The organism is Lutibacter sp., assembly GCF_030692605.1.
In the GTDB taxonomy this organism is placed as follows: domain Bacteria; phylum Bacteroidota; class Bacteroidia; order Flavobacteriales; family Flavobacteriaceae; genus Lutibacter.
Genome location: NZ_JAUYUD010000081.1, coordinates 16,586 through 29,912, shown reverse-complemented (window position 1 = coordinate 29,912; position 13,327 = coordinate 16,586). Strand labels below are relative to the sequence as shown.

11 protein-coding genes are annotated in these 13,327 nt (G+C 31.7%); 9 read left to right on the top strand and 2 right to left on the bottom strand.

Going from position 1 to position 13,327, the window contains the following annotated elements; all coding sequences use genetic code 11:
- The first annotated feature begins 1 nt into the window (after position 1).
- Positions 2–1,138 (top strand): ATP-binding protein, encoded by a 1,137-nt coding sequence (locus tag Q8S45_RS07475; protein ID WP_305603085.1) that lies wholly within the window; start codon positions 2–4, stop codon positions 1,136–1,138.
- A 43-nt stretch (positions 1,139–1,181) separates the two neighbouring features.
- Here the strand turns inward: Q8S45_RS07475 and Q8S45_RS07470 are convergent, their stop codons facing one another.
- Positions 1,182–2,513 (bottom strand): deoxyguanosinetriphosphate triphosphohydrolase, encoded by a 1,332-nt coding sequence (locus tag Q8S45_RS07470; RefSeq protein WP_305603082.1) that lies wholly within the window; start codon positions 2,511–2,513, stop codon positions 1,182–1,184.
- A gap of 160 nt (positions 2,514–2,673) precedes the next feature.
- Here Q8S45_RS07470 and Q8S45_RS07465 point away from each other — a divergent pair, with 160 nt between their 5' ends.
- The 3 genes from Q8S45_RS07465 (at position 2,674) to Q8S45_RS07455 (ending at position 7,331) form a co-directional block, all read left to right on the top strand.
- On the top strand, positions 2,674–3,051 hold the full coding sequence (locus tag Q8S45_RS07465; RefSeq protein WP_305603079.1) for a carboxypeptidase-like regulatory domain-containing protein: 378 nt from the start codon (positions 2,674–2,676) through the stop codon (positions 3,049–3,051).
- 129 nt (positions 3,052–3,180) lie between these two features.
- Positions 3,181–4,413: a hypothetical protein gene (locus Q8S45_RS07460; protein ID WP_305603076.1), complete on the top strand. Its 1,233-nt coding sequence runs from the start codon at positions 3,181–3,183 to the stop codon at positions 4,411–4,413.
- 152 nt (positions 4,414–4,565) lie between these two features.
- The gene (locus tag Q8S45_RS07455) at positions 4,566–7,331 is read left to right on the top strand and encodes a TonB-dependent receptor (protein WP_305603073.1); all 2,766 of its coding nucleotides are present in this window, start codon (positions 4,566–4,568) and stop codon (positions 7,329–7,331) included.
- A 78-nt stretch (positions 7,332–7,409) separates the two neighbouring features.
- Here Q8S45_RS07455 and Q8S45_RS07450 read toward each other — a convergent pair whose 3' ends face one another.
- Positions 7,410–7,757 carry a membrane-binding protein gene (locus Q8S45_RS07450; RefSeq protein ID WP_305603071.1) on the bottom strand — a complete coding sequence of 116 codons (348 nt, stop codon included), beginning with the start codon at positions 7,755–7,757 and terminating at the stop codon, positions 7,410–7,412.
- 874 nt (positions 7,758–8,631) lie between these two features.
- Between Q8S45_RS07450 and Q8S45_RS07445 the strand changes: the two genes are divergently transcribed.
- The 5 genes from Q8S45_RS07445 (at position 8,632) to pstB (ending at position 13,321) form a co-directional block, all read left to right on the top strand.
- Entirely contained in the window at positions 8,632–9,639 is a 1,008-nt protein-coding gene (locus Q8S45_RS07445) for an outer membrane protein (protein ID WP_305603069.1), read from the top strand.
- 105 nt (positions 9,640–9,744) lie between these two features.
- The gene (locus Q8S45_RS07440) at positions 9,745–10,698 is read left to right on the top strand and encodes a PstS family phosphate ABC transporter substrate-binding protein (RefSeq protein WP_305603066.1); all 954 of its coding nucleotides are present in this window, start codon (positions 9,745–9,747) and stop codon (positions 10,696–10,698) included.
- A 70-nt stretch (positions 10,699–10,768) separates the two neighbouring features.
- Positions 10,769–11,647, top strand: a complete 879-nt coding sequence (pstC, locus tag Q8S45_RS07435; protein ID WP_305603154.1) for a phosphate ABC transporter permease subunit PstC — start codon at positions 10,769–10,771, stop codon at positions 11,645–11,647.
- Positions 11,640–12,494, top strand: coding sequence for a phosphate ABC transporter permease PstA (pstA, locus tag Q8S45_RS07430; RefSeq protein ID WP_305603062.1), 855 nt, complete (start codon positions 11,640–11,642; stop codon positions 12,492–12,494). Before pstC ends, pstA begins: the two co-directional genes overlap by 8 nt.
- Positions 12,473–13,321 carry a phosphate ABC transporter ATP-binding protein PstB gene (pstB, locus tag Q8S45_RS07425; RefSeq protein ID WP_305603060.1) on the top strand — a complete coding sequence of 283 codons (849 nt, stop codon included), beginning with the start codon at positions 12,473–12,475 and terminating at the stop codon, positions 13,319–13,321. The genes pstA and pstB overlap by 22 nt, the downstream gene beginning before the upstream one ends.
- Positions 13,322–13,327: the final 6 nt, after the last annotated feature.

Here is a 13,327-nt window from a genome sequence, read left to right as displayed (position 1 = left end):
AATGATTAATAAAAGGCTTTTGGTTAAAACGTTATTAGCTCACGTAGATGAGAATAGCTTTTATGATAAAAAGCAGCAGATTTCCTTGGACACAAAAGAAGGAAAAGCAAAATTTTTAAAACATATTTGCGCATTGTCAAATTCAAATCCAGAAAATAATTCTTACTTGGTAATTGGAGTTGAAGACGAGGAAAATAAAATTGGAGGAGTTGATTTTTATGACGATAGTAAGATTCAAAATTTGATAGATTCTTACCTTGAAAATCCTCCTAAAATCCTTTACGAAAACATACCATTTCCAAGATTACCAAAGCATAAAGTTATTGGTTTGGTTACCATAAGCCCAATTCAAAAGGTAACATTTTTAAAAAGAGCCATTTGGAAATATGTAAAAGGGAAAACATTTTACAGAAGAGGAAGTAATTCAATGTCTACCTTGGGGAAATTTGAATTAAAAAGCACTAATAAAGATACTGTTGAGGCAATTGAAAAAAAAGCCAGTAATAATGTTGAACTTACTTTAGATGCGGTTTTTGATTTTTTTAATCGACATCAGAACGGGTTTAACCCAAAATATAAAGTTTTTAATGAACAATTTGTTTTATGTTGGGCAGGAATTAAAAAAAAAGCAGGTGATAAAACCTTTTATTCTAGAGTAGATATTGAGTTAATAAATGAACAAGTTAGGTTGTTTTATTCTGTTTTAGATGAAGTTAAAATAGAATTTAATAGCAGATCATTTATAATTACAGAGTATGTTTTTATAAAAATAAATGAGTTAAGTGATTATTATCCACTTGAAAAAACCGTCATAAATTTTAAAGATAATGGTAAATTAGACATTGTAAATGAGCTTTTATTTCAGCCCCCACAATTTAACAAAAAGGATTTGTACCATATTTTAAATAATTGCAACGCCTTGATTGATAAATTAAAAAAGAAGGTTCCTTTGGAAGCTCATGAGTTAATAGAAATTAAAGAAGTACCAACAAACTACATGATTTGTATTTTAAACAATATTCCAAATACATTGCAAAAATTACAAGAAGCAAAACTTTTTTTGAGAGAGTTAGAGGACCAAACAGCCTATTTAAAATATAAAGATGCCCTTCGAGTTTTACGAAAAGTCAATTTTTAACGAGTTCAATTATCAATTATTTGAAAGTGGTATACAACAAAAATTAACCAGTTAATTTTTTATATAATTGCAATGCAAAACCATCTGTTAAACTAGCAACGTAACCGCAAACCGTTAAAAGTCTAAGGTACTGATTATCTTTTGGTTCGTGTAAACTTTCGGGCAATAAGGAAATAATTAATTGATCATAATTACTCATATTTCCTTCATATTTATGATTGAGTGCGGTTACGAAAACATCTAATAAAGTGCCAATAATTTTATATCCAGAAACCTCTTTTTCTATAACAGTTCTACTTTTATATATTTTATCAACGCTTATTTTAATAATATCATTAATTTGGGCTTCAAACTTACATTTATCTAACAATGAATAGTGAAATTCACCTTTTAAAATGGCGTCTTCATTTTCTAAAAAAACAGTTGTTGCTTCATTAATAAGTGTTCCAATAGCCAATGCTCTTAAATAACTTAAACGATCTTTTTTAAATTTTAACTGATGGTATTTTTTAATATTTATGGTATTTTTCACTAATTTTATTAAGTATTCCAAGGCAAATTCTTCTTCAATTAAGCCTAAGTTTATACCATCTTCAAAGTCAATAATGGTATAGCAAATATCATCTGCAGCTTCAACTAAATAGGCTAAAGGATGTCTTTTAAAAGCAACGTTACCATTTACTCCTGTTGCAACTAGGCCTAATTCTTGAGCAACATCATTAAAGAACGAAATTTCAGATTGAAAAATTCCAAATTTCTTATCTGCAATATGATTCGATGGTTTTTTAGGTAATGATTCTTTTGGATATTTTATAAAAGCACCAATCGTTGCATAGGATAATCGCAAACCACCTTTCATACCTTCTTTAGATTCGTTTAAAATTCTAAAACCATTTGCATTTCCTTCAAAATCTATTAAATCTTGCCATTGTTTTTTAGATAAAACCAACTCATATTTTTGACCATTACCATTTTTAAAAAATTCACCAATAGCTTTTTCTCCACTATGTCCAAATGGGGGGTTTCCTATATCATGCGCTAAGGCTGCCGTTGCTACAATGGCACCAAAATCGTTTATTTTATATCCTTTAATCGCCAATTCAGGGTGTTTTTTAAGAACCTGTTCGCCAACAATTCTTCCCAAAGACCTAGCCACAACACTCACCTCTAAACTATGTGTTAATCTGGTATGAACGAAATCTGTTTTAGAAAAAGGAACTACTTGTGTTTTATCTTGAAGACTTCTAAAAAAATCAGAAAAAATAATTCGGTCATAATCCACTTCAAAACCAAGTCTGGTTTCATCTTGTTGATTTCTTAACCTTTTTTGAGTGTCTCCAAATCGTTTTAAAGAAAGTAATTGTTCCCAATTCATAAGTTAAATTTTAGATTGCAAGATACTTAATAATTTATATTTTTTTGTAGACTTAACTTTATTGAATCTTAACCTTAACATCACACAATAATAAACGACACATAACCTTTAATTAACATATAAACCTTCATTTAGCAATATTATTATTTACTATAAACATATGAGATTAATATTAATTATTATACTACTTTTTTCAAGCGGATTAATTTCCGGACAATCATTTAAGATTGATTCATTTTTTTTAGAATCAAATAATAAAGGAAAAATATCAGGTATTATTTTAGACAATGAAACCAAAAGTGAACCATTGGCTTTTGCAACTATTACAGTTAAAAATACTGATTTTGAAACAAATTCAGATTTAAACGGGTCTTTTTCTTTCAATTTAAAACCTGGAAACTATATATTGGAAGTGCAGTTTTTAGGCTATGAAACCATTGAATTGTGCGATATTGCCGTTGTTGCGGGAAATACGCTTTCCATTAAGCAAAAAGTAAGCGCTTTAAAGTTGAATGCTGATATTTCATTAACTAATTAATCAACGTCTTCTTAACATTAACTTTACGCTATTATCACCTTTTTATAACTTCTAAGTAACCTTCTGTTTAACCAAGCGCTATTTCTTTGCATCAACATTTAAACAAATAAATTAAACTAAATTTTACTTATGAAAACTTTTTATTATTTGATTATACTGATTTTTATTTCAAATTTTGCCGCTAGTTGCGGAAACGACAATGATTCACCTATAATCATTGATGAGGAAGAACCACTAACGGTAGTGACGAAAGCGGGAATTATTAAAGCAAATGAAACTTGGACTGCTAACAAAATATATATTTTAGGAGGAAAAGTTGTTGTAGATGATGGGGTTACATTAACTATTGAAGCAGGCACAATTGTTAAAGGCGCTGAAGGGCAAGGCTCATTGGCCTCTGCATTGATAGTTGACCAAGGAGGAAAATTAATTGCTGAAGGAACTACTGCCAAACCAATTATTTTTACATCTGTATTGGACAATATCAAAATTGGACAAAAAGCCGGCACTAATTTATCTTTTTCAGACGACGGTTTGTGGGGTGGGTTAATCGTGCTTGGTAAAGCCCCTATTTCTGTAAGCGGTGATGTTGCCACCAAACAAATAGAGGGAATTCCTGCAACAGATACATTTGGACAATATGGAGGAAATGTTGCCAATGACAATTCAGGTGTTTATAAGTACATTTCTATAAGACATGGAGGAATTACAATTGGTGCGGATAATGAAATTAACGGATTAACGCTTGGCGGCGTTGGTTCAGGAACCACTATTGACCATATTGAAATTGTTGCCAACCAAGATGATGCAATTGAAATTTTTGGAGGCAGCGTAAATGTGACAAATATACTTACTTGGGCTCAGGGTGACGATGGATTGGATTTTGACCAAGCCTGGTCCGGATCAATAAAAAACGCCTTGGTTATTTTAGGGGTGGACTCGGACAGTGCATTGGAGTTTGACGGCCCAGAAGGTTCTGCCGCAAAGGAAGCCGGTTTTACCATTGAAAACATTACCCTTAAAGGGGCGGGCACTTCAAGTAAATATGCCGATTTACGAGACGGGCTTATTGCAAACATGAAAAATGTATTAGCTTATGGTTTTTCGGTAGATTCTAAAGTTAAAGTAAACGGTGCCGACTCTGCCACAGAGTTGGCAAATGGTAGAATTACCTTCTCTAATTGGCAAATAGTTTTACCTGTCGGTGTCACAATAGGTAGTTTGATTACAGGGGCCAAACTTGGGGATGAAGTAAAATTCACGAATAATGCAACCTCAATAGCGTCTCCAAGTGCCGCAACGGTTGGTGCAAATACATCTCTATTTTCTTGGACTTATGCAGCTTCAAAAAGCGCCTACTAATATAATTTTAAAACTTTAAAATAAAATGTCCATGCCTGTTTTGGCTATGGACATTTTGTTCATTTATATAATATTTTTAAATAAGATAATAAGATAAAGAGATGTTAAAAAAAGGGATTCTTATAATTGTGTGTTTAATAGCTATACAAGTGATGAAAGCACAATCAGGAAAAGTAACGGGAAAAATTTTGGATGGTGAATATAATGATGTTCTTGCATTTGCCAATGTTTCGGTAAAAGGCACAGAAAAAGGAACTACATCAGATTTTGAGGGTCTTTATGCTTTAAAACTTAAAGAAGGAGTTTATACCATTGTTTTCTCATTTATTGGCTATGAATCAAAAGAAATAACAGGAGTAAGCATTAAAAACAATCAGGTGTCAACCATAAATGTCACCTTAAATTCTTCGGTTTTGTTGAAGGAAGTGATGGTTACCTCTTCAGCCAGACAAAATACCGAAGCATCCATATTATCTTATCAGAAGAAATCGGCGACATTAATAGACGGTTTGTCTATTGCGAGCATCAACAAAACCGGCGCCAGCAATATCGCTTCTGCCATAAAAAGCGTTCCTGGGGTTTCTGTTCAGGACGGAAAGTATGTTTATGTCAGGGGTTTGGGCGACAGATACACAAAATCTATTTTAAACGGCATGGATATTCCAGGGCTGGATCCCGATAAAAATACCATTCAAATGAATATTTTCCCAACCAATATTTTAGAAAATATTCTCGTTATTAAGTCTGCTTCCGCCGATTTACCAGCCGATTTTACGGGTGGCGTTATTGATATTGTGACCAAAGATTTTCCTTCACAAAAGCAAATGGAATTTTCTGTTTCAGGAGGTTTTAATCCGAGTATGCATTTAAAAGATAATTATTTAACTTATGAAGGAGGCAGAACAGACTTTTTGGGATTTGATGATGGCGCCAGAGGTATTCCAATTTCAACAGCGCAAATTATCCCAAATCCAGCATCAGTAAAAAACAGAACTTTAGAGCCGATTACGCGCGCTTTTAACAGGACGCTGGCCACGGAGCAAAAAATAAGTTTTCCCGATTTTGGTTTTGGTTTTAATTATGGAAATCAGTTTGATGTTAAAGACAATAAACTCGGTTTTATAGCTTCTGTTGATTACAAAAACACCACCAATTTTTATGAAGGTTTTGAAAACGGGATTTATCAAAAACCTGAAGAAAGAGACGAATTTGAGCTTCGTTTTGACAGAAGACAAAGAGGAGATATTGGCACAAATAATGTTTTGGCCTCTGTTTTAACGGGTTTGTCTTATAAAACCCTAAAATCAAAATACAATCTTAACTTTTTGCACATTCAAAATGGTGAAAGCAGAGCTGCATTATTTGATCAAAAAACGGAGATTTCAAACGCGATAGATGTTGTAAAAGACAATTTGGAATATACAGAACGCGCCATTACCAATGTGCTTTTATCGGGTAAAAACACCAGTGAAGACGCCTCGTTTATTACAGAATGGAAAATATCGCCAACCTATTCCAGAGTTTATGATAAAGATGTTAGGTTGACCACTTTTATAAAATTGCCTGACGGATTTACCATCAGTTCAGATGCCGGTTTTCCTAACAGAATTTGGCGGAATTTGGAAGAAATAAATGCAGTTGGAAAAATAGATTTTACAAAAAAATACGATCTTTTTTCGAGCAAGGCGGTATTTAAATTTGGAGGGTTGTACAGTTATAAACAGCGTGATTATTCGGTTTACAATTACGAAATTGCTTTTAGAAATATAAGTCCGACGGTATTTGGCGGCGACCCAAACACCATATTGGCCGATGAAAATATATGGACGCCATCCACCAATTCAGGTTCCTATATTCGTGGTAATTTTGAACCTGCAAACTCTTTTGATGCCAATCAAAACACTGCGGCGGCCTATGTTTCCAATGAATTTAAAATTGGAGAAAAATTGAGAACTATTTTGGGGGTAAGGGCAGAGTATTTCACCACTTTCTTTACGGGCCAAAATAATTTAGGCAGCCAAATATATGACAATGAAAATACCCTTGAAGAAATGGATTTTTTCCCTTCTGCAAATTTCATTTATGAATACAATGATGCCATAAACATCAGAATGTCGTATTCTAAAACCACTGCAAGGCCAAGTTTTAAGGAATTGTCGGTGGTTCAAATTCCCGATTTGCTTACAGGGGTGATGTTTTTGGGGAACATTGACTTAAAACCTTCTTATATTGACAATGTCGATTTTAGGTTTGAAAAGTATGGCGAACAGGCGCAAATGTTTGCGATAAGCGCTTTTTATAAAAGTTTTAAGAATCCTATTGAGCTGGTTGCATTTTCTGTGATTGCACCAAACCAATTTACGCCAAGAAACTCGCCATCGGCAACAGTTTTTGGTTTTGAGTTTGAGGCAAGAAAGAATTTCAACTTTATTTCTGAAAGTTTAAAAGACCTGAGCTTAAACGTAAACCTTTCCATCATCGATTCCAAAATAAAAATGAATAAGGGCGTAAATCAAGAATTTGATTCCAGACAAACTTTTGCCCGTGACGGAGAAGTTATTGACGACACAAGACAATTGCAAGGGCAATCACCGTTTCTTGTAAATGCTGGATTAAATTACAATAATAAAACAATGGGATTGGAAACTGGAATGTTTTTCAACGTGCAGGGAAAAACGCTTGAAGTTGTTGGTTTTGGGCAAAACCCAGATGTTTATGTGCAGCCTTTCAACAGTTTGAATTTCAATTTTTCAAAAACATTGGATAAAGAGGGTAAATCTTCCATAAGTTTAAAAGTTGACAATATTTTGGATGAAAAACGACAAAGTTTGTACGATTCTTACGGAGCTGTAGCACAACCATTTTCCTTCAGAAAACCAGGAATAGCATTTTCCTTGGGATACAGTCTTAGCTTATAAAAAAAAGCTGGTACATAAAAACAAAAAGGCTGAAATTTAAATTTCAGCCTTTTTGTTTAATCATAATTATTTTTTTCGTTAATTAACAACCAACGTTTTTTCTTCAACATGGATTATTTTGTTTCCCTGGTAGGTAACAACGTTTATTTTATCGGTTTTAAAATAAGTCCAGACACCTTCTTTTATGCCATTATTATAGGTGGCAATCGCTTTTTTGTTTCCTTGTAAATCATAGCTGATCCACGTGTCATGCAATTTACCTTCTTTATTGAAATACCCTTCTCGTTCAACAATGGTACTGTTATCGGCAAAATAATAGGTGACTTTTACCAAATTGTTCTCCATTTTTTGATATACTGCTTTTTGTTCTTGTGAAAATGCTGTGATACAAAACAACATTACAACGAGGTTTATAAATGTTTTCATGGTCTATTTTGTTTTAAGTTTTTTTTTACACATTATAAATGTAGGCAATTTGCTTTTTATTTACTTAAAGTTAACGTTAAGTTTACATTAAGTTTTTTAAAATATGTGTTATATATTTGATATACTGACACTTATGAAATCGTAATTTACACCTGAAATAGTTGTATTTGTAATATTAATTTGTGTTAACATTAACTTTACATTGTGTTTTTTTAATTTCAAGAGCTAATCTGTTAATTTTATGAGATAAAAAAATCTTCTCATATATCACAAATATCTAAAAATAAAAATCCTAAAATGAGGGAGCTATAACTCAATTCTTTTAAAAAAATCCATTTTTAATTAATATTGTATTCCCAAAACAAAACTCAAACCATAACCCTAGCTAATAATGGATAAATAAAATTTAAAAGAAATATTTAATAATTAGATAATGTTTGGGTCACATTTAATTGAATTTATTACTTGATTTTTGTGCTATATTTAAAATATATCTTTTCATATAATCTATTAGTTTTTGTCGACTAAATTATGAAATGTTGAGGCTACCTCTCTTGGGTAGCCTTTTTTTTAATTTAAACTTTATTGAATTCGTAACACACTCTTAACGTTAATTTAACAAACGTTTTAGTTCTTTGCAGCGACAAAAACTAATACGAGATGAATCAAAAGAAAAAAGCATTAGTAAATTACTCTTTTTTTGATTTTCATTATAATTTTTCAATAAAAAAACTTTTCCCGCAAAATGTGGTAATGAATTAAAAATTATTATTTTTCTTCACTAGCATCTAAGAAATTATTAATAAAACCTTACTTTTATAAAGTAAATTGAAAATTTTCGATTTTTAGTTTATACTAAAAAAACAATATTCGAATGAAAAAAAAATTATTATTTTTAACTGCCCTCATTTTATCACTTGCTTCATTTTCTCAAAATTCAAATGAAGAGTTTAAACCAAACGGAGAACCAATTTTAAGAATATTTTGGAATTATCACGTTGATTTTACTAAAAATGCAACAAAAACAAGTGCTTTTGAATTAAAAAGAGCTTATTTGGGCTATAAATATAACATTTCGAAAGATGTTTCAGTAAATGTTACGTTCGATGTTGGTAACAATACTGGCGGAAGTAGTTATACTGCTTTTGCAAAAATTGCTCAATTAGATTGGAAAGTGGCGCCAAGTTTAATACTTAGTATGGGATTGATTGGAATGAATCAATTTAGTGAACAAGAAAAATTTTGGGGTTACCGATATGTTTTTAATTCGTTTCAAGATGCAAACGGATTTGGTCCAACGGCAGACTTAGGAATTAATGCAGAAATTGCTTTAAGTGAGAAATTATTGGCGAATGTTACAGTTACCAATGGTGAAGGTTTTAGAAATTTACAAGATAATGATGGAAATCAAAAATTTGGAGTAAATTTAGTTTACAAACCTGTTAAAGGACTTACCACATCGGTTATGTTTGATAGCCAATCTTCAGATAATTCAGATGCAATTACTACTATTGGCGTTTTTGCAGGTTATAATTTTGAAAATTGGAGAATAGGAGCAGAATACAATAAACTTAATAACGGTAAAACCTATTCTACTGCCGCAAATGATCATAATTTAGATGGTTTTTCAATCTATTCTACCTATGCATTTAATGGCAAATTTGAAATTTTTGGAAGATATGATCAATTACAATCAAATACCTTAAGCGGAGATGTAAATGCTTGGAATTATGGAAAGGACGGTGAGCGGATTATCACAGGGATACAGTACAATGCTTTAAAAGGAATTAAATTTTCATTAAATTATCAAGGGTTTAGTTTCGACAACAGTACTTTAGATAATAAATCGTTGGTGTTTTTAAATGCTGAATTTAAATTATAATTAAATCATTTTATAAAAAATATTAAACAATTAATTCTCAGTTAACATAAACTTTACAATTAAATCATTTTTTTGTAAAATTAAATTAAATTAACATAGACAAATATGAAAAAATTAGTATTTATTCTGTCCATAACATTAATTATGGGCGCTTGTGGAAACAAAAAAGAACAAAAAGAAAACAATTCTGAAACAACACAATTAGAAGGAACAATTAGTATTGACGGGTCGAGTACTGTTTTTCCAATAACCGAAGCTGTAGCTGAAGAATTTAGAAATGTTCAGCCAAATGTAAAAGTAACTATTGGAGTTTCGGGAACCGGAGGTGGTTTTCAAAAATTTTCAAGAGGAGAAACCAACCTATCAAATGCATCTCGCCCAATTAAAGATAAAGAAATTGCTGCTTGTAAAGAAAACAATATCAATTATTTAGAATTGGAAGTTGCTTACGATGGTTTAGCGGTATTAGTAAACCCAAAAAATACTTGGGTAGACAGTTTTACAGTTGAAGAATTAAAGAAAATTTGGGAGCCTGCAGCCCAAGGGAAAATAATGAAATGGAATCAAATTCGTCCAGAGTGGCCAAATGAAGAAATTCATTTGTTTGGACCTGGTGTTGCTTCAGGAACATTTGATTACTTTACTGAAGCTATTGTTGGTAAAAGCGGTTCAAGTAGAGGTGATTTTACAGCAAGTGAAGATGATCACGTTTTAGTGCAAGGAATTGCCGGGGATAAATTTTCATTAGGTTTCTTTGGTTTAGCTTATTATACTGAAAACAAAGATAAATTAACATTAATTGGTGTGCATAACGGAGAAACAGTTGTAAAACCTACTTTAGAAACAGTTAGAAATGGAACTTATAGTCCATTATCGAGGCCTTTGTTTATCTATGTAAACAGCACATCTGTAAAATCTCCTGAAGTTATAGAATTTGTTAATTTTTATATTGACAATGCTGGAAAATTATCTAAAGATGTAGGTTATATTCCTTTACCTGCGGAACTATATACAAAGCAAAAAGAAAATTTAAAAGCTTTTGTTGCTAAAAATAAATAATGAAAAGGAATAAATTAAGATAAAACAGCTAACTTTATTGTTAGCTGTTTTCTTGTTTATATAAAATTTGATGCGTAGAATAAAAGAACTTATAATTGAAAAATCACTTTTATCAAGTGCTTTAATAACCATTGCGGTAACAGTTGGAATTATTTTAGTTCTTGCTATCGAAGCTGTTAGTTTTTTTAAGGAAGTTTCAATTTTTGATTTTTTCACAGACACTCAATGGACACCATTGTTTACCGATAAACATTACGGTATCCTTCCATTACTTTCAGGTACATTACTAACTTCATTCATTGCAATTTCTGTAGCGCTTCCAATTGGCTTATCTATAAGTATTTATCTAAGTGAGTATGCTCCAAAAAGTTTTAGAAAAACTATAAAACCACTATTAGAACTATTAGCAGCCGTTCCAACTGTAGTTTATGGGTTTTTCGCATTAATTGTTGTAACTCCTTTTTTACAACAATTTATGCCAAATTTATCGGGATTTAATTCCCTTTCTGCAGGTATTGTAATGGGAATCATGATTATTCCTTTTATATCTTCCCTTAGTGAAGATGCCTTATATGCAGTTCCAAAGGATTTGAGAGAAGCCTCCTATGGTATGGGTGCAACTAAATTTCAAACTGCTTTTAAGGTTGTTGTTCCAGCGGCTTCATCAGGTATTATTGTATCAATTATATTAGCAATTTCAAGAGCCATAGGGGAGACCATGATTGTAGCAATAGCTGCAGGACAGCAGCCAAGATTAACATTAGACCCAACGGTTCCTGTAGAAACTATTACCGCATTTATTATACAAGTTAGTTTAGGAGATGTTCAACATGGTTCCATAGAGTATAAAACTATTTTTGCTGCAGGAATCACATTGTTCGCGTTTACATTTTTACTTAACACAATTAGTTACCAAATAAGAAAAAAATACCAAGAAAAATATGAATAGCATTCAAAAAAACAGATTGAAAGATCAGCTATTCAAATACTGGGGAATAGCTTGTACTTTAATTGGACTCGTTTTATTAGTCCTATTTATTGGGGATATTTTAATTGATGGGATTAGTAGAATAGATTGGGCGTTTATTACTGATTTACCTTCAAGAAAAGCAGAAAAATCTGGTATTTATACTGCATTAATGGGAAGTATCTGGATATTATTGCTAACCACCATAATAGCAGTTCCAGTTGGTGTTGCAGCAGGAGTTTATTTGGAAGAATATAGTAAAAAGAATAGGCTTTCAGCAATATTAGAAATAAATATTTCGAACCTGGCAGGAGTTCCTTCAATTATATATGGATTATTAGGATTAGAGGTTTTTGTAAGAATTATGAGTCTTGGAGCAAGTGTTCTAGCAGGAGCTTTAACCTTATCACTTTTAATTTTACCCATTATAATTGTGGCAACAAGAGAAGCTGTAAAAGCCGTTCCAAAATCAATTAGAGACGCTTCTTATGCATTGGGCGCTTCAAAATGGCAAACAATTTGGTATCAATTATTACCTGCATCTGGCGGTGGTATTTTAACAGGAGTAATTTTAGCACTTTCTAGAGCCGTTGGAGAAACAGCTCCTTTAATTGTTGTAGGTGCTTTAGCATACGTTCCATTTGCTCCATCAAACCCATTAGATGAATTTTCTGTATTGCCAATTCAAATATTTAACTGGATTTCAAGGCCTCAGCATGGATTTATTGAAAATGCAGCAGCAGCAATTATTATTTTATTATTAATTACCTTCGTTATGAATGGTATCGCAGTTTATTTTAGAAATAAATGGCAGAAGAAATGGAAATAACAATGAATAAAATAGCAGATAGAAAAATTGATTTAAATACTATTAGCAGTAAAGATGGGACTGAATTAAATCAAGCATCACGAATAGAAGCGAAAGATGTTAAGGTTTGGTATGGTGATTTTATGGCAATCAAAGGTATTGATATGACTATAAAACCAAATACAGTAACAGCCTTTATTGGTCCTTCTGGATGTGGAAAATCTACATTCCTTCGTTTATTTAATAGAATGAACGATTATGTTGAAGGATTTAAAATGGAAGGAAAAATTAAAATAAATGAGGATAATATTTATAAGAAAAAAATAAATGTTGAAGAGCTTCGAAAAGAAATTGGAATGGTTTTTCAAAAGCCGAATCCTTTTCCTAAATCGATTTTTGAAAATGTTGCTTACGGACTAAAAATTCAGGGAATAACTGACAAAAAATTTCTTAATGAACGTGTTGAAAAAGCGTTAAGACAAGCCGATCTTTGGGAAGAAGTAAAGGGTGATTTAAAAAAATCGGCTTTAGCATTATCTGGTGGACAACAACAACGCTTATGTATTGCAAGAACCTTAGCTGTTAAACCTTCCATTATATTAATGGATGAACCAACTTCAGCTTTAGATCCTATTTCTACGGCAAAAATAGAAGAATTAATACATCATTTAAAAGAAGAATATACTATTATTATTGTAACACATAATATGCAGCAAGCATCTAGAATTAGTGATTATACTGCATTTTTTTATTTGGGAGAATTAATTGAATTTGATAAAACAAAAAAGATATTTACAAATCCAGAAAAAAAACAAACAGAAAATTATATTACAGGTAGATTCGGTTAAAAAATT

Excerpts from the sequence above, each read along its gene's own strand:
- Q8S45_RS07455 (WP_305603073.1), top strand. The coding sequence starts at position 4,566 with ATGAAAGCACAATCAGGAAAAGTAACGGGAAAAATTTTGGATGGTGAA.
- Q8S45_RS07475 (WP_305603085.1), top strand. The coding sequence starts at position 2 with ATGATTAATAAAAGGCTTTTGGTTAAAACGTTATTAGCTCACGTAGAT.
- Q8S45_RS07470 (WP_305603082.1), bottom strand. The coding sequence starts at position 2,513 with ATGAATTGGGAACAATTACTTTCTTTAAAACGATTTGGAGACACTCAA.
- pstB (WP_305603060.1), top strand. The coding sequence starts at position 12,473 with ATGGCAGAAGAAATGGAAATAACAATGAATAAAATAGCAGATAGAAAA.
- Q8S45_RS07440 (WP_305603066.1), top strand. The coding sequence starts at position 9,745 with ATGAAAAAATTAGTATTTATTCTGTCCATAACATTAATTATGGGCGCT.
- Q8S45_RS07465 (WP_305603079.1), top strand. The coding sequence starts at position 2,674 with ATGAGATTAATATTAATTATTATACTACTTTTTTCAAGCGGATTAATT.
- Q8S45_RS07450 (WP_305603071.1), bottom strand. The coding sequence starts at position 7,757 with ATGAAAACATTTATAAACCTCGTTGTAATGTTGTTTTGTATCACAGCA.
- Q8S45_RS07445 (WP_305603069.1), top strand. The coding sequence starts at position 8,632 with ATGAAAAAAAAATTATTATTTTTAACTGCCCTCATTTTATCACTTGCT.
- pstC (WP_305603154.1), top strand. The coding sequence starts at position 10,769 with ATGCGTAGAATAAAAGAACTTATAATTGAAAAATCACTTTTATCAAGT.
- pstA (WP_305603062.1), top strand. The coding sequence starts at position 11,640 with ATGAATAGCATTCAAAAAAACAGATTGAAAGATCAGCTATTCAAATAC.
- Q8S45_RS07460 (WP_305603076.1), top strand. The coding sequence starts at position 3,181 with ATGAAAACTTTTTATTATTTGATTATACTGATTTTTATTTCAAATTTT.